The 21910-nt window shown below is 52.1% G+C and carries 18 protein-coding genes and 1 other annotated feature; of the genes, 14 read left to right on the forward strand and 4 right to left on the reverse strand.

Going from position 1 to position 21910, the window contains the following annotated elements; genetic code table 11:
* Positions 1–847: 847 nt before the first annotated feature.
* A complete protein-coding gene (locus tag FHS19_RS05480) occupies positions 848–2218 on the forward strand; it encodes a glycosyltransferase family 2 protein (RefSeq protein WP_183579709.1) in 1371 nt (456 codons plus the stop codon).
* 204 nt (positions 2219–2422) lie between these two features.
* Here the strand turns inward: FHS19_RS05480 and FHS19_RS05485 are convergent, their stop codons facing one another.
* Positions 2423–3322: a helix-turn-helix transcriptional regulator gene (locus tag FHS19_RS05485; RefSeq protein ID WP_183579712.1), complete on the reverse strand. Its 900-nt coding sequence runs from the start codon at positions 3320–3322 to the stop codon at positions 2423–2425.
* Between the two features lie 205 nt (positions 3323–3527).
* On the opposite strand from FHS19_RS05485, the gene FHS19_RS05490 reads away from it, so the two are divergent.
* The 6 genes from FHS19_RS05490 (at position 3528) to FHS19_RS05515 (ending at position 10500) form a co-directional block, all read left to right on the forward strand.
* Entirely contained in the window at positions 3528–4610 is a 1083-nt protein-coding gene (locus tag FHS19_RS05490; RefSeq protein WP_183579715.1) for a glycoside hydrolase family 172 protein, read from the forward strand.
* 85 nt (positions 4611–4695) lie between these two features.
* Positions 4696–4960: a binding site (T-box leader), on the forward strand.
* A gap of 71 nt (positions 4961–5031) precedes the next feature.
* Positions 5032–6717 (forward strand): glutamine--tRNA ligase/YqeY domain fusion protein, encoded by a 1686-nt coding sequence (locus FHS19_RS05495; protein ID WP_183579718.1) that lies wholly within the window; start codon positions 5032–5034, stop codon positions 6715–6717.
* 122 nt (positions 6718–6839) lie between these two features.
* Positions 6840–7523 carry a VOC family protein gene (locus FHS19_RS05500; RefSeq protein ID WP_183579722.1) on the forward strand — a complete coding sequence of 228 codons (684 nt, stop codon included), beginning with the start codon at positions 6840–6842 and terminating at the stop codon, positions 7521–7523.
* Between the two features lie 96 nt (positions 7524–7619).
* Positions 7620–8573, forward strand: coding sequence for a LacI family DNA-binding transcriptional regulator (locus FHS19_RS05505; protein ID WP_183579725.1), 954 nt, complete (start codon positions 7620–7622; stop codon positions 8571–8573).
* Between the two features lie 291 nt (positions 8574–8864).
* Positions 8865–9770, forward strand: a complete 906-nt coding sequence (gene rpoD / locus FHS19_RS05510) for an RNA polymerase sigma factor RpoD (RefSeq protein ID WP_376771837.1) — start codon at positions 8865–8867, stop codon at positions 9768–9770.
* A gap of 157 nt (positions 9771–9927) precedes the next feature.
* Positions 9928–10500 (forward strand): restriction endonuclease, encoded by a 573-nt coding sequence (locus tag FHS19_RS05515; protein WP_312887148.1) that lies wholly within the window; start codon positions 9928–9930, stop codon positions 10498–10500.
* Between the two features lie 55 nt (positions 10501–10555).
* Here FHS19_RS05515 and FHS19_RS05520 read toward each other — a convergent pair whose 3' ends face one another.
* Both FHS19_RS05520 and FHS19_RS05525 read right to left on the reverse strand, forming a co-directional pair.
* Complete coding sequence (locus FHS19_RS05520) at positions 10556–12160, reverse strand: response regulator (RefSeq protein WP_183579731.1); 1605 nt, start codon at positions 12158–12160, stop codon at positions 10556–10558.
* 14 nt (positions 12161–12174) lie between these two features.
* On the reverse strand, positions 12175–13899 hold the full coding sequence (locus FHS19_RS05525; protein WP_183579734.1) for a sensor histidine kinase: 1725 nt from the start codon (positions 13897–13899) through the stop codon (positions 12175–12177).
* A gap of 276 nt (positions 13900–14175) precedes the next feature.
* On the opposite strand from FHS19_RS05525, the gene FHS19_RS05530 reads away from it, so the two are divergent.
* The 5 genes from FHS19_RS05530 (at position 14176) to FHS19_RS05550 (ending at position 18685) form a co-directional block, all read left to right on the forward strand.
* Positions 14176–15099: an ABC transporter permease gene (locus FHS19_RS05530; protein WP_183579737.1), complete on the forward strand. Its 924-nt coding sequence runs from the start codon at positions 14176–14178 to the stop codon at positions 15097–15099.
* Positions 15100–15124: 25 nt separating this feature from the next.
* Entirely contained in the window at positions 15125–16033 is a 909-nt protein-coding gene (locus FHS19_RS05535) for a carbohydrate ABC transporter permease (protein WP_183581460.1), read from the forward strand.
* Positions 16034–16073: 40 nt separating this feature from the next.
* Positions 16074–17678 (forward strand): extracellular solute-binding protein, encoded by a 1605-nt coding sequence (locus tag FHS19_RS05540; RefSeq protein ID WP_183579740.1) that lies wholly within the window; start codon positions 16074–16076, stop codon positions 17676–17678.
* Positions 17679–17728: 50 nt separating this feature from the next.
* Entirely contained in the window at positions 17729–18457 is a 729-nt protein-coding gene (locus FHS19_RS05545) for a ThuA domain-containing protein (protein WP_183579743.1), read from the forward strand.
* Between the two features lie 114 nt (positions 18458–18571).
* Positions 18572–18685 carry a sporulation protein YjcZ gene (locus tag FHS19_RS05550; RefSeq protein WP_084203718.1) on the forward strand — a complete coding sequence of 38 codons (114 nt, stop codon included), beginning with the start codon at positions 18572–18574 and terminating at the stop codon, positions 18683–18685.
* A gap of 179 nt (positions 18686–18864) precedes the next feature.
* On the opposite strand, the gene FHS19_RS05555 is transcribed toward FHS19_RS05550, so the two are convergent.
* Positions 18865–19752, reverse strand: a complete 888-nt coding sequence (locus tag FHS19_RS05555; protein WP_183579746.1) for a helix-turn-helix domain-containing protein — start codon at positions 19750–19752, stop codon at positions 18865–18867.
* A 121-nt stretch (positions 19753–19873) separates the two neighbouring features.
* On the opposite strand from FHS19_RS05555, the gene FHS19_RS05560 reads away from it, so the two are divergent.
* Together FHS19_RS05560 and FHS19_RS05565 are read left to right on the forward strand one after the other, a co-directional pair.
* Positions 19874–20764, forward strand: coding sequence for a sugar phosphate isomerase/epimerase family protein (locus tag FHS19_RS05560; protein ID WP_183579749.1), 891 nt, complete (start codon positions 19874–19876; stop codon positions 20762–20764).
* Positions 20765–20776: 12 nt separating this feature from the next.
* Positions 20777–21838 (forward strand): Gfo/Idh/MocA family protein, encoded by a 1062-nt coding sequence (locus FHS19_RS05565; RefSeq protein ID WP_183579753.1) that lies wholly within the window; start codon positions 20777–20779, stop codon positions 21836–21838.
* The last annotated feature ends 72 nt before the right edge of the window (positions 21839–21910 follow it).

The raw sequence follows: 21910 nt of genomic DNA on the forward strand, positions 1-21910 counted from the left end.
TAGCAGGTAGTTTAATGTAAACTTTAGTTCAATCTATCTAGTTCTGCACACATAGATAAATGGAGTGGTTATTAGGATGTTCGACCGTTACTTTACTGAAATGCGTAAACTTAGTCATGAGGATGAATTGCGCTACCGTTATTTGATCAGGGGGGTTAAACTATTGCTGGAACAGCGGAAATCGGAGCATTCCAAAGGATTTCAGCGATTGAGAAGATACCGGCAGTCCGATTCGATTCAGCCGGGAACCTGGGATTAACGTTCGAATGTCGAAAAATTGACATCTTTTTGTCATTTGTTGCATAGGGTCTACACGTTATTCTTTTGGTAGGACTTAAGAGTGAGTCGAAGGAGATATCTATGAAAGTAATGAAAGACTTTTCGTCCAGAAAACCGGCCGTGTGGCTGGTGCTCTCGGTCCTGGCGAAGAGCAACGTGGACATGTGCTGGGTGGACTAGGGAAGTATCTACAAGGAATTCCATTTTCGCCGACGATGTCGTTCGTAAACAAACGGAGGCGGTTCGAAGTTCGTAGAATGCAAATCGGCAATCAGCGTGATATCGGCTGGTTGGGACGGCAGGTGGTCATATCCTACAGTCGTTTTTTACATAATAGGAAGGGGGAGCCCCTTTAGGAGAAAAAAGAAAACATCGAAAAGCCATCAACCCAGAGGGATCGTGGCGATCGAAATGGCGGATAACCGGAGTTTGTATGAATCGGGATTTGATCGCTGCGAAAGCTTCGGCAGCCGTTATTAATTCGTTAACCTTGGACAAGTTAGTCGCCATAGGTGGCGCTAGGCCTCGCTTATTCTGACCATGTGAAAAAATAGAAACGGAGAGTAAAATGAGCAAGATCATTGAACATAACAATTCAAAAATTGCCAATACCAATATACCACCTACATCAAAAAAATATACACGATACGTATCAGTAAAAGCTAAATTTTATCTAAGCCATGGGTTAGCTGCTCTATGGGTAATAATATCAATCTTCGTCTCCATCCCGTGGATCCGCGACCTCGGTGTACTTATTACAATGCCAGCTGCCATTTTGATTATTGTGGGTATTTCATATATACCGGGATATATGAACGCCTTTATGGTTTCAAGCCTCTTACTAGATAAACAGCCAAAAGCGAAAAATTCTGATCCATCAGAACATTTATCCATTTTAGTAGCTTGTTACAATGAAGAAGCGGGTATAAAGAACACGCTACGGTACATTGCAAATCAGGACTATAGTGGTGAAATCAACGTTATTGTAATCGATAATAACTCTACCGATCAGACCGCTGAAGTTGCTAAGGCTGCTGGAAAAGAGTTCGGAATAAAACTTACAGTTCTTCACGAAAGTATACCTGGGAAAAATTTTGCTTTAAATAGCGCTCTTGCTCATGTTGAAACGGAATTAATGCTTACATTGGATGCAGATACGCTTCTCCATAAATCAGCACTTAGAAATATAGTGGCACGGTTTTTATCTTCACCTGCCGATGTATGCGCGGTGGCTGGTGCTGTTTTGGTTCGGAACAGCCGAGGGAAATTCTTGGCAAAAATTCAAGAGTGGGACTACTTTTTAGGAATCGCCAGTATCAAAAGATTACAGGGGTTGTTTCAAGGAACACTAGTAGCACAAGGAGCCTTCTCATTATACAGAACAGAGTCGGTTAAGCAAGTTGGAGGATGGCCAGATGCGATCGGGGAAGATATAGTGCTAACCTGGAGATTCCTTTCAAACAATTGGAGGGTTTATTTCGAGCCGATGGCGGTTGCATTCACAGAAGTACCAGAAAATTTCAAACATTTCGTTAGGCAAAGAAGTCGCTGGGCTAGAGGTATGATTGAAGCTTTGAAGCTTGTGAAACCTTGGAGCCAACCTTCTCCGTATACAAGATATTTAACTTTTTGCAATTTTGTGATGCCATATTTAGATGCTGTCTATACATTAGTTTGGTTACCCGGCCTGATCCTAGCTTTTTTCGGATATTATTATATTGTGGGTATTATGACGGTTCTGGTTCTTCCTCTAACCTTTGCAGTTAATTTTATTTTATATTTGTATCAGAAGCGGGTATTTAAAGCATTAGATTTGAAAATTCGGAAAAACTACTTGGGTTTTATTGCTTATGTATTGTTATATCAAATGATTATGAGCCCAGTTTCGATGTGGGGGTATATTCAGGAAATGTTTAAGCTTAGACGTGTTTGGAAGTAATTGAATTGCACTTTTAGGACGAAAACATGATTGACAGTATAAGGATGTTGAGCATCCGTGGTAGCTGGCTGAAGAACGCCGCCGAAATCAAGGAAATAAATTGTGAGGCTCGGGGAACTTGGAAGCGGCACTTTGGATAAGCTGGTGCAAGCTGCCACAACGGCAAAGTAGAAAAAAGGCCGCTGCGCGTTTACCGTCAGCGGCTTAATGGATTTCCGAAGCACCCATGGAGGCATGGGTGCTCATGTATTTTTTCGGAGAGATGCCGCAGGCGGACTTAAAAGCTTTACTGAAAGCGTAAATGCTGCTGTAACCAACCTGCTCGGCAATCGCGGAGAGGGACAACCGGCTGTACATCATCAGCTCCTTGGCCCGCTCCATCCGGTACCGGATCTGGAATTGATGCGGGGACACGTCATACGTCTGTTTGAATATGCGCGAAAAGTGATACAGGCTCAAGCAGGCCGTTTTGGACAAGTCCTCCAGCCGGATCACGGTATCATAATGCTCCATGATGTGGGTCACCGCCCGCTCCATCGCACCCTGATGCAGCGAGAGCCGGTCATGTCCGGCCGCCTTCAGGCCCTTGATGACCAAATACAGAATATCCAGCACGAGCGATTTCTGCAGCAGCGGAAATTCGGCATCCCGGCGCTCGTAAGCGTGAATGAGCCGCATCAGCTCCTGATGAATTTCCGCATGGTTCTGAACCCGGATCAGATGGGGGATTTCCAGCACGGAACCCAGCCAATCCGGCCGGAGCCATAAGAGCTCCTGAGGATTGCATTCCGCTCGCAGCTTGAAGTTGATCGGTACCTCCTCGTAGTCCTCATAAAACAGGGCGTCGAAATGAATATGGGGCATCCAGCAGGCTCCCCTGGAACGGACAAATTCATGCTCAATTCCGGGCTTGAATAGCAGCAGGTCGCCTGGAGACACAGTCAGTAAATCCCCAGCAATCCGGATATCGAGCTCACCTTGTTCAACATACAGCAGTTCGTAATCAAAAATGATCCGCGGCGCCAGTTTCATGCGGTCAACTTTGTGATGCCACGCCCTTCGTACATAGGGGGACAAGGCCTGCAGCAGCTGTTGCCGGTCCATACGCTTTGACAGCTCCCTCCTTTAAGTGGTCCCGTACCCCGGGTGTCCACTCTGACAGCAATTTGGCGGTTCTTATTTCTGACAATAGCAAGAATGGATAACAAATAACAAGTCCCAACATCGATAAAGAGGAGAAACGCTTGTAGAATGACTTGTAACCGCTTTAATGAAAAATGCGATTTGATCAATGACAGGAGAGATGAGCATGGAACCTTTTAACGGACTGAATATGGGTCTAGGTAATCTATTCCGGATGTCCTCCGCACAAACGAGATCGATTAGTGCGGAAAATGTGACGGGAGCTAAAGGAAAGGGCGGCATGGCTACCCAGGGAACCGGAGCGAATGCCGGACGGGATTTGGGTCAGGGATGGAAAATATCGCCTTCGGTGGAGATCAAGCCGGGCGAGGTGTTTACCGCTGCAGAAATCGACGGATCCGGAGCCATTCAGCACATCTGGCTGACCTGCTTTCCGGACAGCTGGCGTCACTTGATACTTCGCTTTTATTGGGATGATGAACAGGAGCCTTCCGTTGAAGTGCCTGTCGGGGATTTCTTCTGCAACGGATGGTGCGAGCGGAGCAATGTCAATTCCCTGCCTGTGGCGGTCAATCCCGCCGGCGGGATGAACAGCTATTGGGTGATGCCGTTTCGGCAGAAGGCCCGGGTTACCGTAGAGAATCGGATGGACAAACCCGTAGTATTGTATTACCAGTTCACTTATACGCTAACCGAAGTGCCGGAGGATGCGGCCTATTTTCACGCCCAATGGCGCCGAAGCAATCCCCTGCCTTACAAGCAGGACCATGTGCTTCTGGATGGCGTGAAAGGGAAGGGGCAGTATGTCGGAACTTACATCGCCTGGCAGGTCAACAACACCGGATGGTGGGGAGAAGGCGAGATCAAGTTCTATATGGACGGAGACCGCGATTTCCCGACGATTTGCGGCACCGGGACCGAAGACTATTTTGGCGGCGCCTGGAACTTTGAGCACCCACAAGGACAGTACGGTGCGTTTTCTACTGCATATTTGGGCTTTCATCAGCAAATCAGACCGGACGGCCTGTATCGGAGCCAGCAGCGATTCGGGATGTACCGCTGGCATGTGATGGACCCGATCCGGTTTGAACAGGATTTAAAGGTAACGATCCAGGCTCTCGGCTGGCGTTCCGGCGGCCGCTATTTGCCGCTTCAGGACGATATCGCCTCCGTTGCTTACTGGTATCAGTCCGAGCCGCACATACCGCATCCGCCGCTGCCGGATAACGACGGGCTGGAGGTTATTTAATCCCCGCCCTTTCCGGCCAAAGCATGCATAATGCCGTTTACAATGGCCGAAAATGATGTTAATATGGTCAAAATCAAAACGGAATGAAAACGCGGTGAAGAGAAGAGTAGATGACACGGGCAGCCTTGCAGAGAGCTCCGGCAGCTGTGAAGGAGCAGGCCGCCCGTCATTGAAGCAAGCCTCCGAGCGGCGCATCGGAAGAGGGAACCTTATCCCTTCGGATGGTGTGACAGGAGCTCCTGTTACAGAGCTAGGGTATAAGCATGAATTCATGCCGTACCCGAAGAGGCGGATGTAGCGATAGATCCGCGAACCGGGGTGGCACCGCGAAATTTAATCTCGTCCCCAAGACGTCAGCGTCTTGGAGGCGGGATTTTTTTGTTTTCTTTTTGATTTATATAAGAGCAGGAGGGTACAGTTTATGGAAGGAAAAGCAAGAAAAGAAGAGGCCGTGGACTTTCTGACGAAAACCGTGATGGAGGATGTGGAGAACGCAACGTATTCAAGGCCGATCGCGACCCGGTTTCCGCCGGAGCCGAACGGCTATTTACACATCGGAAGCGCCTATGCAATTCACGTGAATGCAGCCATTGCCGAAGCATTCCACGGGAAGATGAATCTGCGGTTTGATGATACGAATCCGCTGAAGGAAGACATGAAATACGTGGAGGCGATCCGGGAGGATGTCCGGTGGCTTGGGCTTGACCTGCCGGTGTACTTTGGCTCGGATTATTCGGAAGAGATCTTCGAAGCGGCTTTGAAGCTTATCCGTAAAGGAAAGGCCTATGTCTGCGATTTGTCGGCAGAGGAAATGACGGAATACCGCGGTACGCTCACGGATCCTGGAAGAAACAGTCCTTATCGTGAGCGATCTGTGGAGGACAATCTGTCCCTGTTTCGTCAAATGAAGGAAGGCCGGTTCCCGGACGGCGCCAAGGTGCTGCGGGCCAAAATCGACATGTCTTCGCCCAACATCAATTTGAGGGACCCGGCCTTGTACCGCATCATCCACGCCGAGCATTACCGGACAGGAAGTGAGTGGTGTGTTTATCCGATGTATGATTTTGCCCATCCGATTCAGGATGCCATCGAGGGCATTACGCATTCGTTGTGCTCCGCGGAATTCAGGGATCACCGACCCTTGTACGAATGGGTGCTGCGCGAGCTGGAAGTGCCGGAACCCCCGAAGCAGCGGGAATTCGGACGCCTGAACGTTTCCGGAATGGTCACGAGCAAAAGGTACATCAGAGAGCTGGTCGAAGGCGGATTCGTCGACGGCTGGGATGATCCCCGCCTTCCGACCTTGAAGGGGCTGCGGCGCAGAGGCGTTACACCGGAAGGCCTCCGTAGGTTCATGCGGGAAGTGGGCATGCTGAGAGGGAGCAGCACGGTTGATGCCGCGATGCTCGACCACTTCATCCGCCAGGACTTAAAAGATAAGTCTGTCGCTGTTATGGCCGTGCTTGATCCGCTTAAAGTCGTCATCACGAATTATCCGAAGGATGAGGTGGAAATGCTGCATCTCATCCACAGCGATGCCGATCCGGCGCTTGGCGGCAGGGAGGTCCCTTTTTCCCGAGAATTGTATATCGAGCGGGAGGATTTTATGGAGCATCCGGTACCAGGCTTTCATCGCCTGTTTGCGGGAAGCGAGGTTCGATTGAAGGGGGCGTACTATTTAAAATGCCATCATGCCGTCAAGCATCCGGAGACCGGTGAAGTGATAGAGCTGTACTGCACGTACGATCCCGAGACGAAAAGCGGGACCGGGTTCAGCGGCAGAAAGGTGAAGTCGACGATTCATTGGGTGTCCGCCGCTCACGGCATTCCCGCCGAGATCCGCTTGTACGGCAGTCTGCTGAAAGATGAAGCGGCCGTGGCGGAATCGGACAACGATTGGGCAGAGCTGGTATCACCCGATTCCCAAATCGTTTACAGGCAAGCTATAATGGAGCCATGGATGAAACATGCTTCGCCGGATGCCAAATACCAGTTTATCCGCCAAGGCTACTTCTGCCTGGATCACAAAGATCTGACCGGGCCGGTACCGGTGTTCAACCGGATCGTATCGCTCAAAGATGCGTGGAAGAGGGAAGCATCGCGTTGACCACGGCGGAGGTGGATGAGCGTTTGGATCCCTTAGCGAATGGTTTTACCATTTTAGGATGTCGGCATGCAGGCGTTAGAGAAATACGCTGTATTTTCAGCGGCTCAGGGAGGTCCATTACGATGAAAATCCAACAGCTAACGATAAATACTCGGAATTTTGCGGAAATGAAGCAATTTTACGACGAGAAGCTCGGTCTTCCAGTGGCTGAAGAACAGCCGGACAGGGTCACCATTCAAGCCGGCGGCAGCCAGCTCATTCTTCAGAAGGCGGCAGCACCCGGCGAACAATCGATGTACCATATTGCCTTTACGATTCCGACGAATCAGCTTGGCGCAGCAAAAAAATGGGCCGCTCAGCGTGGAATTAGGCTGTTCCGCGATCAGGACGGGGATCAATTCCATTTCAAGAACTGGAATGCCGACGCCCTGTACTTTTACGATCCGGATGAGAATCTGATCGAATTCATTGCCCACCATTCCTTTGATAACGCCGAAGACGAAGACTTCACAAGCAGCCAGCTGCTGCGGATCAGTGAAATCGGGCTCCCCGTTGATGATGTGGGCGCTGCGGTGGAACGGATTCAAACGACGCTGGGACTGTCCATGTGGAGCGGCGACGGCCGGCAATTTGCGGCGATGGGCGACGCTGAAGGCTTGTTGATCGTGGTGGACCGCGATCGGCCTTGGTTTCCGGACGGGCGAGCGCCGATGGTAAGCGGGGCACGGATTGTCATTCAGGGGCAAGCAACCGAGAAACTTTTGCTGCAGGCAGACCAGTACGACATTCAGTCTCAGCATAAATAAACCGCTGGCGTTCGTTCCACATCAGTACTGAAGTTCCGGGACATCGCGATATAATAAGGAACCATTCGAAATGAAAAAGTCAGAAGGCAGGGAGTTATGGCCAACATTCACGAAATCGCCAGACGAGCCGGTGTTTCGGTGTCAACGGTGTCCCGGGTTCTCAACCAGCATCCATATGTTTCCCATGAGAAAAGAGCTGCCGTCCAGAGAGCCATCGACGAACTGGATTACACGCCAAACCGCAATGCAGTCGATTTGATCCGTGGCCGGACCCGCAACATCGGCGTGATTATCCCGTACAACAACAATCCGGCTTTCGACCGGATGCTAAGCGGCGTATTGAACAGATCGGTAGAGGAAGATTACACCGTGACCGTGCTTCCAACCCGGTATGATCCGGAGAAAGAGCTGGAGTATTTGACCATGCTGAAGAATAAACTGCTCGACGGCATTATCATCACGTCACGTGCCAACGATTGGTCGTCCATTGTCCCTTTTGCGGGATATGGTCGCATCGTAGCTTGCGAGTATACGGAACTCGAGGAAATCGGCTGCGCCTACATTGACCGGTATGCCGCGACGCTGGAGGTGTTCTCCTTCCTAAAAAACAATGGCCACACCGATGTTGCGTTCACGACGGCAAGAGGGGAAGCAAGCGTCAGCACCCACCTGACGATGCAGGCTTACCGGGACGTTTTTGGGGAAATACCGCCAGGCCGATGTATGGACGGCTGCACCACATTGAAGGATGGGATGGATGCAGCCTGTCAGTTTCTCGGCGGAAAAGACCGTCCGACCGCCGTGTATGCCAACGGGGACGAAGTGGCGGCCGGGATTCACCAATATGTTCTCTCTGCCGGACTGCGTATACCGGATGATATCGCCATCGTCGGACAGGAAAATCAGCCGATTGGCCAAGTCCTTCAGCTTACCACGGTAGACCATCAGCTCTTCCGGGTAGGAGAGGAGGCTTTTGGGCTCGTGACCCGTGGATCCAGGGAAAAAGTGCAGATCCCGTACCGGATCATTTACCGCTCTTCTTCCGGATAAACCCAACAAAAAAGACCCGAAGGAGAACATCAACGTTACTCCAACGGGTCTTTATTATGTAATTCCATCCAAAAGACAAAATTCTATGAAACATATTGAAATGTAAGTACGTATATGATATTATAATGTGTACTCCAAAAATTATTACATCATTATGTTTTATCGTATCACAGCCATTAGTGATTGTCAATATTTTTTAGACCTCAGAAAGCCGTATCAAGCGATACAGAGAGATTATTTTCAGGGGGAGGAACGTACAGGATGATGGAAGAACGTGAACGCGATGAAGTGATGAGAAATCAAGCCGAGTCGAATGAACAGGAGCAAGATCAGCCCTACGCTGACGTCGAGCTGCTGCCGACGGGCATGAAGAACGATGATTCTGTGCGTATGTACTTGAAGGGAATTGGCCGTGTCGGCCTGCTGAGCACGGAAGAAGAAATCAAACTGGCCAAGCGCGTTGCCGAAGGGGACGAGGAAGCCAAGAAAATTATGGTTGAGGCGAACCTGCGCCTGGTTGTCAGCATTGCCCGGAGATATGCGGGCCGCGGCATGCAGCTGTTGGATCTGATCCAGGAAGGCAATATGGGGCTCATCAAAGCCGTAGATAAATTCGATTACACGAAAGGCTTTAAATTCAGCACCTATGCCACATGGTGGATCAGACAGGCAATTACACGGGCCATTGCCGATCAGGGAAGAACGATCCGGATCCCGGTCCATATGATCGAAACGATTAACAAGCTGGCCCGTATATCGCGGCAGCTGGTTCAAGAGCTGGGACGCGAGCCTGAAGTTGAGGAAATCGCCGCGGCGATGGAGCTCAGCGTAGAGAAGGTTCGTGAAATTATGAAAATTTCGCAGGATCCGGTTTCGCTTGAAACGCCGATCGGGGACGAGCATGATTCCAAGCTGGGTGACTTTATTGAGGATCATGACGCCCCCGCGCCGGTTGACTCTGCGGCGTTCACCTTCCTGAAGGAGCAGCTGGGCGATGTGCTCGACACGCTCACAGAGCGGGAAGAGAACGTGCTCCGTCTGCGCTTTGGCCTTGAAGACGGCCGAACGCGCACGCTGGAAGAGGTCGGCAAAGTATTCGGCGTCACCCGTGAGCGCATCCGCCAGATTGAGGCGAAAGCGCTGCGGAAGCTGAGACACCCAAGCCGGAGCAAACGATTAAAGGATTATATCGAATAAAAGATCGTGTCTTGATCATTTCATATGTCATCATATCGATTATAAAGCTGTCTGCAGGTCAAAACTGCAGGCAGCTTTTCTCGTTGTCCCTGGCGTGAAGGTCTGAAAACGTTCGGCGCTGGTTACACTGATTTTCATAGAAGGAGGTTGAAAGATTGTGATCATCAGTATATTAATCGTGACCAATGTCTGCTGGCTGCTGCTCTATCTCCGCCAGAAAGGGATGTTGATGCATTATAGATCCAGTGCGATCGATACGCTGACAACCCATGACGAGATGAAAGAGACGCTAAAAATCGGCTTATATCATCGATATAAAAAGGAACAGGGTGAAGACAAGGACGACGGGTCCTTGGAGTTTGAAGCATTTGTCGCTGAAATGATGGAAGCGGTAAGGGGAGGACGGACCTATGTCACCCGTGCATCACGCAATTACGGAATCGATATCGAGGAGCATACCGATCATGGCTTGTACCTGGGGCTGGCCGTCTGTGCCGACGACCGGAATCCGGTGGATTACGGCCCCATTGCCGTGGTCCATTCCCAGATGGTGAAGCGCGGTGCCGTCGGCGGGTATGTGGCGACGACCGGGGAATTCACAGCCGGTGCTTACCAGTATGCCGATGAACTGAACATCGAGCTGTACAATGGGGACCGATTGGTGGAGCTGTGGGTGGGGAGCGAAGAGAGCGAGGAAGAAGAGCTTACGGAGCTCAGCCCGGCGACATAATAATGCTTTGACCCGACTGCAAGGAACAGCCGCATGGTGTTTTTGACAAGACCGCCTAGCCCAGGTGGTCTTTTTGCTGCCTGTGCCGAAATTCGTAAGGAGTACAGCCGCATTCCTGCTTGAACAGCCTGGAAAAGTACGAGTCGTTCGCGTAGCCAACTTTCCCGGCGATCATGTGAACAGGCATTTGCGATGTAGCAAGCCAATGCTTTGCCATCTGAATGCGGGTTTCGATAATGTAGTTGCCTAATGGCACACCCGTTTCCTTTTTAAATAAACGCGCCAAATAATCCGGGTTGAGATAGACGGTTTCGGCGAGGCTGTTACGCGTCAGATCATCCCCGATGTGCTTGCTGATATACAGTTTAATTTCCTCCACGACCGAGTTGGGCTTTTCCGCAAACGTCCGGTACGCCAGTGCGGTATCTACCAGATAGGCGATATACTGCTCCATATCTTCGATCGATTGGAGCGACTGCAGAAATAATTGATCGTTGGTACTCCCGGAATACAGCTTATGGGCCTGGATTTCCCGCTGCTTCAGAAAAGAGTATATCATCTGCATCAGATCAAGCCGGAGCTGCCGCAGTGCGGACACGTTCAGCGCCTGGCGCCCGGTCAGTTCATGCAGATACCGGTTTATCTCCGCGCAAAATGCGGATGCATCCCCATCACTCAGCAGGGTTTCCAGCAGCTCCAGGTTGGGCGGGACATAGGCCGCCTTGTCAACCGGCCGGTGATCGATACGGAAGACTTGATTGCGGCTGTTGATCGTTTCCTCATTGTGATGAATCAGCTGTCTGATCATGGTGTGCACCGCTGCCAAGCTGGCAGTGAGCCCCAAATGACAGCATACATCGCACTTCAGGAACCGGTTGGCTTTGGGGATGAGGGAGGCGCAAGTATCTACGACCTGATCAGTAGAAGGCTCAGCGCTCCATTGTAAAATGACGATCCAGTGGTTCTCCGTAGTTTCCAGCATCGTTTCGATCTTGTACAGGGGACTCCGCAGCAGCTCGTTCAGCACGTTGAGCAGGGCGTAATCAAATAGATCCTTGTCGTCCTTGCCCAGGCTCCCGTCGTGAGGAAATACTTTGATAAGCAGGGGCAAAAACCGGTCAGACAGCTGGTAAGACAAATGCTGCTCATCCATAACGTGCTGAATGGCCTGAGGGTCCGAGGGAAAGCTTTTGCCCGTGATCAGTTTGCGCCAGAACAGCTCCAATAGGCGATTCTGGTTTTTTTTCCACAGCTGTCCCTCGCGCGCAGCCTCCTCGATCGACCGTTCCTCGCTCGCTTTGTTGGCCGCCTTGCGGATAATCAGGGCTAATTTATCAAACTCGATCGGTTTGAGGAAATAATCGAAGCTCTGCAGTTCGATCGCTTTCTGGGCGTAGTTGAAATCCGCGTAATTCGTCAGGAAGATCGCCTGCACCCGGTAGCGCTCCTCCCGGATCCAGGCCAGCAGTTCCAGCCCGCTGCCCTGCGGCATTTCGATATCGCAAATGAGAATGTCCACAGCGTGCCGCTGCAAAATTTCCTTCGCCTGGGACACGTTATAAGCGGTGTAAATTTGCTTGATGGAGAGTGCTTCCCAGTCGATTTTGCTTTCGAGCGCCGTTACGACAAAATAATCGTCATCCACCAGTAATACGTTCATGCGATTCCTCCTTATCAATGGCTTCCCGGCGGCAATACGGGGATGGTGATGGTTACTTCCGCTCCGCCACCCTCGCGGTTGGAGAAGGAGACGTCTGCTTGACCCTTGTAGAGCAGCGCAAGGCGCTGTATCGTGTTCGTAATACCGATCCGGTTGCCGTTCTCCGCGTGCAGCGGGCCACCATGAATGAGCTGTTCCAAAATGTCCGGAGGAAAACCCGGACCCGAATCGGAGATCGTGATCCTGGCTAGATCCCCCTGCATTTCCCGGCTGACCGATAACGTAATGCTCGCCTCGGTGACGCGCGATACGGCATATTTTACGGCATTTTCAATGAAGGTCTGCAGCACGAGCGGCGGAATACGGATTTCTCCGGTTTCTGCATCTTGGGAAATATGATAGGCGAAGGCGTTCCTGTACCGGTGACGCTGGATGTCGAGGTAAATGCGGACATGTTCGATTTCATCCTGCAGCCGCACGAAATTTTGCCCGTTCTGAAAGATGTAGCGGAAGTATTGGGTTGTAGACATGGCCATCCGCTCGATCTCACCATACATTTGCATTTGGGCCATGCTGTACATGCTCGTCAGACAGTTGAGAAAAAAGTGCGGGTTGATCTGCAGTTTCATGTAGTCCAGTTGGATCCGCTGCTTTTCCAGCTCCTGCTCATACATATCGATTTTGAACCTGCGGATTTGTCCGATCAAATCCTTGAACTGCTGGCTGGCCTGCTCCAGTTCGATAATCTTGCTGTTTTTAAAATCCAATGCGGCGCTTTCCTCGTTCCACCGGGCGAGCGTATCCGAGAAGCTTTGGATCGGCCGCAGCACCCGTTTGTTGAAGTAGAGCATGACGATACAAAGAACGATAGCGATCATCAGCGCCAGCAGAATGATCACCAACTGAGCGATCATAATTTTCTCGAACGTACCGTATTTGGCGATCATTTGAACGCTGAAGGAAGCGTCGGAGAACCGGCTGGTCACGGCCGCCCGGGACTGGGCAAGGCCGAAGGGGGAAGGCTTGGCGGCATCCAGCGCCTGCGTCTCGTCCACGCGGATCGGTGTGGAAATATTTTTCCCCTGTTCATCAACGAGTGAGACGGTGCCGTTCTTCCCCATGTCGATGCTCTGCAGCGGGCGGATCAGTTCGTCTGCAGAGATGAGGCAGATCAAATATCGGTCATGATAAGGGACGATATTGAGAATATAATACTGGTTCCGGACAAGGATCGGCGTCCAGTGGGAATAAAACTTGTCGTATACATTTTTGTCCTCGGCGTAGGAAATGATCTGCCGCTTCAGTTCCAAGTAATCGGGATACCCGATGCTTAACGGAGCGCAGTTCAGGAAAAAGTCTTTGTTCTTCAGATAGATGAAAAAATGATACGCCTGGCCGTAGTTTTTCTGCAGCTCGGTAAAGCGCTGATGAAGCTGGGTGTTGGACTTTAGAAATTCGGCCGAACCGGAAGCGTTCTCATCCATCGTCTCGATGATTTGGTCATTGGCCAGCGACCAGCCCATGTAGTGATTGATGTAGGCGAAATCATGGTTGATCCGGTTGATGTACAAGTCCGCTGTATCCCGCAGGCTCCGGCCGGATTGCTGCTTGACGATGGAGATTGATGCGTAGCTGATCATAAAATCAAGGACCAGCGCCGTAAATAAAATGATAATCAGCATGTTGACGTAATGTTTGACCGGATAAGGTTTGCCGGTACGGTGGATGATTAGCCGCATGGAAGTTCTGTTCTGACGCCTCCTCCTATGATGAATGCGCTTTATTCTTCATTATATATAACCCCGGACCGTAACAAAACGCGAAATGCTCCGGATCCGCTCCAAAAGTCCGGAAAGTGACATCCTTACGTCCGGATCGGACGGTTGGCGCGGCTGCGCGGACAGGGATTACTGCACCCTGGGGTCCGGATAACGGCGGCAAGAGGTCCGATAAAGACCTTCAAGTGCATCTATAATGAGTTTGTTCCGAAAGAAAGGAGAGAGGGGGGACCTGCGTTGAAATCAGAGACATCCGGCGTTCGGCGGACCTGGGGAAGAATCGAGAGGAATTGGGGGTTGTATGTACTGCTGCTGCCGGCGGCTGTTCTGCTGCTGCTGTTCTCCTACAAGCCGATGTACGGCGTCCTCATTGCGTTTAAGGATTACAGTCCGGCGCTGGGAATTATGGGAAGTCCCTGGGCAGGGATGAAGTATTTCGAGAAATTTTTTCATTCCTACCAGTTTACCGTCACGATCAAAAATACGCTCATTCTCAGCCTGTACAGCATCGTGACATTCCCGATCCCGATCGTACTGGCCTTGATGGTGAATCAGATGCGGGCGAACCGGTTTAAAAAGTTTTTTCAAACGGTGACGTACATGCCTCATTTTATTTCTACCGTCGTCATGGTCGGCCTGATGCTGATTCTGCTGTCTCCGGGAAGCGGGCTGATCGGCAGCATGTACCGGCTGTTTGGTGCGGACGCACCCAACATCATGGGATCGGCCGGGATGTTCAGCAGCGTGTACGTCTGGTCGGATGTGTGGCAGCATGCAGGGTGGGACAGCATTATTTACATTGCGGCACTGTCAGCCGTAGATCCGAGCCTTTATGAAGCGGCGACCGTGGACGGGGCAAGCCGCTGGCAGAAAATTCGTTACATCGATATTCCGATGCTGATCCCGACGGCTGTCACCCTGTTTATTTTGCGGATGGGCGGGCTGCTGGGCGTCGGATTTGAGAAGGTGTATCTGATGCAGAACAACTTGAACATCTCATCGAGCGAAGTCATTTCCACTTATGTGTACAAAATCGGTCTGCTCAGCAGCCAGTACAGTTTCTCATCAGCTATCAACCTGTTTAATACGCTGATCAACTTCGTGCTGCTGATTCTGGTAAACCAGATTTCCAAAAAGCTCAGCAGCAACAGTTTGTGGTAAGGGAGGGAATAACACCGTGGAAGCCATGCAGGCGGCAAGCACCGCCACCGGAAGGACGGGCGGCCGGTCTTCCGACCGCGTTCTGGAAGTTTTGCTCTACATCGTCGCGGTGCTGCTGCTGATCGTTCTCATCTATCCGCTGTATTTTATCGTCATCGCCTCCTTCAGCGACCCCTCGGCCGTGGGCAACGGTCAGGTATGGCTGTTTCCGCGAGGCTTCACGCTCGACGGATACAAGGAGCTGCTGAAGCATGAGAACATTTGGATCGGATACCGCAATACCATTCTCTACACGGTCGTCGGCACAGCGATCGGTCTGATCGTGAATGTATCGGCCGCTTACGCACTGTCCCGGAAAGACCTGGTCGGTCGGAAAGCGATATCCCTGTTTTTTATTTTCACGATGTTTTTTAGCGGCGGATTGATTCCAACCTTTCTGACCATCCGGGATTTTCACATGTATAATACCTTCCTGGTGATGGTGCTGCCATTTTCGGTCGTCGTTTACGATATCATCGTAGCGCGGACCTTTTTCCAGACCAGCATTCCGGGAGACCTGTGGGAGGCGGCCCAGATCGATGGCTGCGGCAACTTGCGTTATTATGTCCTGGTCGTGCTGCCGCTGTCCAAGGCGGTCATCTCCGTGCTCGCTTTGTGGATCGCCGTCGGCTACTGGAACTCCTATTTTAACGCTTTGATATATTTGAAAAATCCCAATTTGTATCCGCTGCAGTTAATTCTGAGGAACATCCTGATCACGAATCAAATGCAGTCGAGCCTCGGCAGCGGGGAAGCGGCCAATATCGCGCTGCGGCTGGCGAATATGATGCGGTATTCTGTCATTATCGTATCCACCCTCCCGATTATGTGCCTGTACCCGTTCGTGCAAAAGTACTTCAACCAAGGGGTGATGATCGGAGCGGTCAAGGAATAAACGGCAAGGTCATTTAATAAATATTAGGGGGATTTCTGGAATGGGCAAAAAAAGAGCCGGTAAACTGTTGGTTACTTTGGGGCTGGTGTCCACGCTGCTGGTCGGTGTGACGGCGTGCAGCGGCGGCGATTCCGGCGGCAAAACCGCCGAAAGCAGCGACAGCTTCAACCAAACAGGCCTTCCCATCGTGAAGGAGACGATTACGCTGAATGTGCTGACCGTCCGGTGGGGGAACATGGGAGACACATTCACGAAGAACACCTGGCTTCAAAATTTGGAAAAAGACACGAATATCAAGATCAATTGGCAGGTCATGTCTTCCAACGATTGGGGTGAGCAGAAATCGATTATGCTGGCCAGCGGCACGCTGCCGGATATCGTCTTCGGGGACATCGCTTTCTCTGACTCGGATATCGTAAATAATCTCAGCCTTTTCCGCCCGCTGGACGATTACATCGACAAGTATATGCCGAATTTGAAAGCGGCCATGGAGGAATCGCCGGAGCTGAAGAAGCTCAGCACTTTCCCGGACGGAAAAATGTACTCCCTGCCTGCAAGACTGCCGTCCCGTCCGGTGACGCAGAATCAGCCGGTCATCAACAAAGCCTGGCTGGACCGCCTTGGGCTTCAGGTTCCCGAAACGATTGATGAGCTGCATCAAGTGCTGAAGACTTTTAAAGAAAACGACCCGAACGGAAACGGCAAAAAGGACGAAATTCCGTACAGCGGATCCGGCGACATCAGCATGGACCTGCTCAATCCGTTCGGCATTACGGATCTGAACGGTACCGGCATGATGATCAAAGACGGCAAACCGGTGTATTATCCGACGTCTGAGGAATACAAGGAAGCGATCAAGTGGGCGCATCAGCTGTTCGCAGAAGGACTGATCGACCAGGAGCTGTTTACCCAGGACAACACGATGCTGACGGCCAAGCAGCAAAATCCGGACGTATCGCTGGTCGGCTTCACCCACCAGTGGACGCCGGATGCGGTTTTCGGCAAATGGAAGGATGAATATGTCACCATACCGACAATATCCGGGCCAGATGGTAAGCGTTATCAAGTCGGTGATCCGAGTGGACTCAGCTACCGGCGTAACGAGCTGCTGATCACCACGACATGCAAATACCCGGAAGCGGCAGCACGCTGGGCGGACCAGTTTTATACCAATGAAGCCAGCATCCAGAACTTCTGGGGCGCCATTGATACCGTCATCAAGAAAAACGACGACGGCACCTATGCCCTGATGAACCCGCCGGCTGGCACCAGCGCGGACGCGTGGTATTGGGATTCCTCCGTCCGTGATTTTGGACCGAAATACGTGAGCCCAAGCTTTGAGAAAAACATTATTCTTGACCCGAGCAACGGGGACGGCCTCAAGCTGGCCATCGACAAGCTGGGCAAGGATTACGTCACAACCCCATTCCCGAATGTCATGTACACCGCTGAGGAATTCCAGGAGCTGCCGACGCTCACGACCGATATCGATACCTATGTGCGGACGACCCGTGCACAGTGGATAACGAAGGGCGGTATCGACGAGCAGTGGGACGCTTACATTAAAAAGCTGAATGAGATGGGTCTGGAAAGGCTGGTGACCATCCGGTCGGATGCCTATGAGCGTTATAACAGCGTAAAATAGCGCGCCGGACAAATCCAGACCATCGGCATCGGCTTCCAAAGGAGTGCTGAATGATGAAAGTTACGGTCTGGAATGAGTTCCGTCATGAGCAGCGCCATGCCGCTGTCCGCGAAATTTATCCGGAGGGCATCCATGGCACGATCGCCGGATTTCTGGAGAAAGCCGGATTAACGGTTGCCACGGCGACGCTGGATGAGCCTGAGCACGGATTGACCGATGAGGTACTTGCGCAGACGGATGTGCTTGTCTGGTGGGGCCATCTTGCCCACCATGAAGTCGAGGATTCGGTCGTGGACAAAGTCTACCGCCGGGTCATGGACGGGATGGGCCTCATCGTGCTTCACTCCGGCCATGCCTCCAAAATATTCGGCCGGCTGCTCGGAACGCCTACCGGGCAGCTGAAATGGCGCGAGGCTGACGACAAGGAACGGATCTGGGTCATTAACCCAGCTCATCCCATTGCCGCCGGGCTCGGCGAGTACATCGAGCTGCCGAAAGAGGAGATGTACGGGGAGCACTTTAACATCCCGGCGCCCGATGAGCTGGTGTTCGTGTCCTGGTTTGAGGGCGGTGAGGTATTCCGCAGTGGAGCCGTGTTCTACCGGGGCCGTGGCAAAATTTTCTACTTCCGTCCGGGTCATGAAACCTATCCGACTTATCATAACGAGGACATTCAGCGGGTCATCACAAACGCCGTGCAGTGGGCAGTCCCCAGCGGGGCGGCGGCTCCGGTCTACGGCAACCGGGCGCCGCTGGAGCCTATCCGGGTTAAGGGATAAAGCGCCCTGCATTACAACAGCACATATTGGCGGGAATCTTCCTCTTAGCCCGCTCCTCTCCCAGGATCGAATCATAGAATGTGATGTATTCCGATACGAAGGAGGGACTCGCTCATGAGTGAAGTAGCTGGTGCTGGATACGGCGGCGGAATGTGGGGGAACAGCGTAGCTGCCATTCTCGTTCTGTTCATTCTCCTGGTCATTATCACCAAGGCATTTATCTATTAATCTCTCAAAGGGCTTAGCTATCGGCTAGGCCCTTTGCATTTGTACAGCGGCTGAAATTCGCCTCAGACGAGGCAGGTGACTTCATGCAGGGAACACCGGTGTTACATAATTCTTGTTACGTAAACCAATTCGCGAACGCTTTGGTGCTGGATTGTTCAATATCGGGTCTTTGGAGGACATCAGCTTTTTCTTTCCCTGGTCGGTGTAGTCCCCATGTACTTTTTATAGAGCTTCGTAAAATAGTTCGGGTTGTCAAGCCCTACACGGGAAGCGATCTCCGTCACGGAATCGTTGGTTTCGGTCAGGAGGCGCCGGGCCTCCTTTACTCTGCAAATGTTAACGTATTCAACAAAAGTACGGCCCGTCAACCGCTTGAACAGCTTGCAGAAATAGTACGGATTCAGGCTGACCTGCCTGGCCGCCTGCTCGACGGTCATCTTGTCCGAAAAGTTCGATTCGATATGCCGGATCAGCTGTTTAAACCTCTCCCGGTTGGGAAAATAAGCGTTATGCGCCTCTGCTTCAAGCAGGCTCGGCTTATTCTCCCTGGCCATCAGCGTCAAGAAGAGGTGCAGCCTGGACTTCACCGTCAGCTGGTAAGCCGGAGGCTTGGAGCTGAGTTCCCCGATGATCTCCTCCAAGTGGGCCAAATAACCGGGATGCCCTTCTTCAAAACAGCTTATTTTTACAGGGAACCGAAGCCTGCCTTCCAGATAGGGGGCGACGTATTGAATATGTATGGGATCATGCAGCCAATCGTTGAACAGGGACGCATTGACAACAATGCAGTCATAATGGACGTCGCCTTCGGCGAGGGAGTAACCTACGTGAAGGCTCCCGCCGGGAATGATGAGCACATCCCCTTCAGCAGCGGCATACGGTCGGCTGTCGATATGGATGACGGCGCTGCCTCGCTTCATGACGAGAAGCTCGAAATGCTCATGCCAGTGCAGGTACAAAATACAGTGGCCGGCGCGGGCGGCAAGACAGCGGTTCTGAAAAAGCTGAAACGGATAAGCCGTATTTTCCAGCGCGGTATCTTCCCATAAGTCCCTGGGATAGGTCATCACCACACCCCCTCAAAATCAGACTAGTATTCCACAAGATCGGGTAGAGAAAACGGCGGTTCTCCCCGCTATAATGGTGGTGTTATGAATACTATATGTCAATATAGGAGTGATCACAATATTGAATACCAACATCATCCGTATCGGAACGCTTGTAGGCGGCGCCGACGCGGTCCGGGTGATCCCGCAGATCGTCAAGCACGGCTTTGAATCGTTTAATCTGACCTTTTGGCAAACCTCGGGGGACACCGATCTGAAAGAGCTTGCTGCGCGAATGAGGGAGCTGGCGGATGAGCATGATTTTGTCATTTCGGCCATCAGCGTGTTCGGCAATCCTTTGACCGGGGAAGGCAACAATGCGGATACGCTGGCGACATGGGAGCGGCTGATCGATCATGCCCATCTGTTTGGCACTGAAATTGTATCCGGTTTCACGGGCCGTTTGACGGGTCGTCCCATTGACGAATCCATCCCGAAATTTACAGAGGTATTTGGCGAGCTGGCGCGGCGGGCGGCAGGTCAAGGCGTCAAATTGGCTTTTGAAAACTGCGATATGGACGGCACCTGGAGAACCGGGGACTGGAATATCGCCCATGGTCCGGCTGCGTGGGAAATGATGTTCAATGCCGTGCCCGCGGACAATCTTGGACTGGAATGGGAGCCGTGCCACCAAATGGTCAGCCTGATCGATCCGATCCCGCAGCTTCGCAAATGGGCCCCGAAAGTGTTCCATGTGCATGGAAAAGACGCTACGATCGCATGGGATGTCGTCAAGGAGCACGGCGTTCACGGCAATCAGCCGTTCGTCTGGCACCGGACGCCGGGATTCGGCGACAGCAACTGGGCGGACGTCATCACTATTTTGCGGCAGAACGGATATCAGGGAACGATCGACATCGAGGGCTGGCATGACCCGGTTTACAGGGGCGAACTGGAGATGACAGGCCAGGTTCACGCATTGAATTATTTAAAACGGTGCCGGGGCGGGGATTTCATCCCGAATCCGGTGTAGGAGGACAAGCGGATGACTGCGAAGTACAAAGTCGTCGTCGCAGGCTGCGGCGGCATGGCGAATACCTGGGTCGACTACGCGGCCGGCCGGGAAGACACCGAGATCGTCGGACTGGTGGATATTAACAAGAATGCGGCGCTGGCGATGGCTGAGCGCAAGTCGCTGAACTGCCCCGTATTTACAGATGTGAAGGAAGCGATACAAGCTTCGGGAGCGAATCTGGTTTTTGACGTGACCATTCCTTCGAGCCATCATAGCGTGAGCACAACGGCCCTGGAGCTGGGCTGCGACGTATTTGCGGAAAAGCCGCTGGCAGAAACGATGGAGGACTGTCTCGACATTGTCCGGAGTTCGGCGCGGACCGGGCGCACGCATGCCGTGATGCAGAATCGCCGTTACGACCCGCGCATCCGGGCCTTCCGCAAGCTGATTGCCGGGGGGACCATCGGGCGCACGGGGTTTATCGGGGCAGACTTCTTTATCGGCGCACATTTCGGCGGCTTCCGCGATATAATGGCCAGCCCGCTGCTCCTGGACATGGCGATCCATACGTTTGATCAGGCCCGCCTCATCACGGGAGCCCATCCGGTCTCGGTATACTGCCACGAATTTAATCCTCCAGGGTCCTGGTATGAGGGGAATGCCATGGCGATCTGCATCTTTGAGATGTCCGACGGCACAGTTTTCAACTACCGCGGCTCCTGGTGCGCCGAGGGGATGCCGACATCCTGGGAAGCATCCTGGCGCGTCACCGGAGAAAAGGGGACGGCCGTTTGGGACGGACACGGCGAACCTTATGCCGAAGTCGTATCCGAAGGGGATCAGGACGGCAAGTTTATCCGCGAATATACGCGCGTACCCGGCGTGCTTGATTCCATGCGCAACACCTTTCATCACGGCTGCTTGGACGAAATGTTCGCGGCGCTTGAAGCGGGGCGCAAGCCGGAAACGGACTGCAGTGACAACATCTACAGCATGGCCATGGTGCTTGCTGCACTGGAAAGCGCCAAGACGGGCAGCAAGGTGCTGATCCGGGATGTTATGGAGGCGGGTCCTGCGGTGCAGGAGGCGTAACCCGTAGATTCCAACTTATCATAGAGGATGAATTTGTTATCATTCATTCCTTTGCTGTTACATGACATGACG

The organism is Paenibacillus rhizosphaerae (assembly GCF_014192015.1).
Lineage (GTDB): Bacteria > Bacillota > Bacilli > Paenibacillales > Paenibacillaceae > Paenibacillus_AQ > Paenibacillus_AQ rhizosphaerae.

Coding starts and splice junctions, on each gene's coding strand:
- FHS19_RS05495 (WP_183579718.1), top strand. CDS start 5,032: ATGGAAGGAAAAGCAAGAAAAGAAGAGGCCGTGGACTTTCTGACGAAA.
- FHS19_RS05540 (WP_183579740.1), top strand. CDS start 16,074: ATGGGCAAAAAAAGAGCCGGTAAACTGTTGGTTACTTTGGGGCTGGTG.
- FHS19_RS05525 (WP_183579734.1), bottom strand. CDS start 13,899: ATGCGGCTAATCATCCACCGTACCGGCAAACCTTATCCGGTCAAACAT.
- FHS19_RS05535 (WP_183581460.1), top strand. CDS start 15,125: ATGCAGGCGGCAAGCACCGCCACCGGAAGGACGGGCGGCCGGTCTTCC.
- FHS19_RS05550 (WP_084203718.1), top strand. CDS start 18,572: ATGAGTGAAGTAGCTGGTGCTGGATACGGCGGCGGAATGTGGGGGAAC.
- FHS19_RS05490 (WP_183579715.1), top strand. CDS start 3,528: ATGGAACCTTTTAACGGACTGAATATGGGTCTAGGTAATCTATTCCGG.
- FHS19_RS05565 (WP_183579753.1), top strand. CDS start 20,777: ATGACTGCGAAGTACAAAGTCGTCGTCGCAGGCTGCGGCGGCATGGCG.
- FHS19_RS05480 (WP_183579709.1), top strand. CDS start 848: ATGAGCAAGATCATTGAACATAACAATTCAAAAATTGCCAATACCAAT.
- FHS19_RS05520 (WP_183579731.1), bottom strand. CDS start 12,160: ATGAACGTATTACTGGTGGATGACGATTATTTTGTCGTAACGGCGCTC.
- FHS19_RS05505 (WP_183579725.1), top strand. CDS start 7,620: ATGGCCAACATTCACGAAATCGCCAGACGAGCCGGTGTTTCGGTGTCA.
- FHS19_RS05555 (WP_183579746.1), bottom strand. CDS start 19,752: ATGACCTATCCCAGGGACTTATGGGAAGATACCGCGCTGGAAAATACG.
- rpoD (WP_376771837.1), top strand. CDS start 8,865: ATGAGAAATCAAGCCGAGTCGAATGAACAGGAGCAAGATCAGCCCTAC.
- FHS19_RS05485 (WP_183579712.1), bottom strand. CDS start 3,322: ATGGACCGGCAACAGCTGCTGCAGGCCTTGTCCCCCTATGTACGAAGG.
- FHS19_RS05500 (WP_183579722.1), top strand. CDS start 6,840: ATGAAAATCCAACAGCTAACGATAAATACTCGGAATTTTGCGGAAATG.
- FHS19_RS05545 (WP_183579743.1), top strand. CDS start 17,729: ATGATGAAAGTTACGGTCTGGAATGAGTTCCGTCATGAGCAGCGCCAT.